The sequence below is a fragment of the Bacillus sp. JJ1474 genome, assembly GCF_036965225.1.
In the GTDB taxonomy this organism is placed as follows: Bacteria; Bacillota; Bacilli; order Bacillales; family Cytobacillaceae; genus Cytobacillus.
Genome location: NZ_JBALPC010000296.1, coordinates 1 through 1,327, shown reverse-complemented (window position 1 = coordinate 1,327; position 1,327 = coordinate 1). Strand labels below are relative to the sequence as shown.

Genomic DNA, 1,327 nt, shown 5'->3' with positions numbered 1-1,327 from the left:
CAATTGTTTTTGTTACACGGCAATCAATTTTTCTGCCTTCATATGCACTATGTTTGTTTTTATAATACAGGTCTTCTCTTTTTACAACATAGGATTGGTTAGGGTCAACTAAAATAATATCAGCATCTTTTGAAACGGCAATTTCACCTTTATGTGTAATATTAAAGCGTTCTGCCGGATTTGTTGCGATTAATTCAACAAACTTATGAACTGGTAAGCCGCGTTGTTTAACAGCTAAATCAAACATAAGATCAACATTATTTTGTGCTCCGCTAATACCACCCCATGCTTCCCAGAGATTTCCTTGTTTTAAGTCCTCAGTACAAGGAGAATGGTCAGATGTGAGCCAGTCGATATTCCCGTTAAGAAGCTCATCCCATAATTTCGCTTGATCTTCTGCTTTTCTGATTGGAGGCTGACATTTTGCTCTAGGACCAATTTCATCAACTTGTTCAGCAGTAAAGGCAAAGTAGTGCGGGCAAGATTCAACTGTTACATCTACACCTTCTTCACGAGCTTTTAAAATAGCTTGAACAGCCTCTGACGTACTAATGTGAACTAAATGCAATTTACAACCAGTTTCTTTAGCGAAAAGGATCGCACGTTGAACAGCGTCCACTTCTGTAAAAACAGGGCGTGATTCCGCATATTCTACTCCAGAGTTTTTGCCTTCTCTCGCAAATTCTTTAGCAAGACCAGATGTAACCGATGGATTTTCCGCGTGAATGCATAGCAGCTGATCTAATTCCGCCAATTTTTGCATACCTTTATATAATGTGTAATCATCCACATTTGTGAAATCACCTGGCACATCACTAGTGATATCAGATAAGAAGCATTTAAATGCAAGGACACCCGCATCCGCTAATTCTTTCAGCTTGTCCAGATTTTCTGGTACAAGTCCTCCATAAAAAGCGTAATCAACATAGTTTTGATCAATAGCTGCTTCAAGCTTAAGATCTAAAGCTTCTTTATTGATTGTTGCTGGAAGAGCATTAAGCGGCATTTCAACATAGCTTGTTGTACCGCCAGCCGCTAATGATTTTGATCCTGTTTCAAATCCTTCCCATTCAGTACGACCAGGTTCACTAATATGAACATGTGTATCAATCATTCCTGGCATAACATATTGTCCACTTGCATCGATAACTTCTTTTGCATCATCAGTAATTTGTTGTGCAATGCAAGAGATTTTTTCATCTTTAATTCCGATATCAACTTTGTAAACTCCATCACGTAAAACAACATTCCCATTTTTAATTACTACATCAAAAGTCATCATAATTCCCCTTTCAATTTTCAAAAAGTTATATGGAATAACTAAAAG

General features: G+C 37.5%; 1 protein-coding gene. It reads right to left on the bottom strand.

Features of this window, described 5'->3' with window-relative positions:
- A partial coding sequence (gene allB / locus V7164_RS24880; RefSeq protein WP_335355557.1) for an allantoinase AllB occupies nucleotides 1-1,279 on the bottom strand: 1,279 nt, incomplete at its 3' end.
- Nucleotides 1,280-1,327 lie beyond the last annotated feature (48 nt).